The organism is Blautia sp. DFI.6.71 (genome assembly GCF_020593585.1).
Taxonomy (GTDB): domain Bacteria; phylum Bacillota; class Clostridia; order Lachnospirales; family Lachnospiraceae; genus Blautia_A; species Blautia_A wexlerae.
In genome coordinates this window covers 1-248 of sequence record NZ_JAJDMJ010000202.1, presented here as the reverse complement: position 1 = coordinate 248, position 248 = coordinate 1, and the positions used below count along the sequence as shown (strand labels likewise).

General features: G+C 29.8%; 1 pseudogene. It reads left to right on the top strand.

Going from position 1 to position 248, the window contains the following annotated elements:
• Window positions 1-177: 177 nt before the first annotated feature.
• Window positions 178-248, top strand: a pseudogene (locus LJE12_RS21240) (IS200/IS605 family transposase); the annotation flags it as partial.

The following is a 248-nucleotide window of genomic DNA, read 5'->3' as shown; positions in this document are numbered from 1 at the left end:
ATCACAATAAACAGACATTGTTTTATTAAGCAAAACTTTATCTGTATCAGTTGCAGCTATCTGAACTTTTGCAGTTATAGTTATCTGTTCCATAAAATGTACTCCTCTTATTGATGCTTCACTAATGATAGTGTATACTAATAATTAGTGAATGTCAATAACTGTCAGAGGTGATTTATGGATTATAGATATAATCGTCATAACAGACGAAAATACAGTCTGAAAGTACATATAGTTCTTGTAACCAA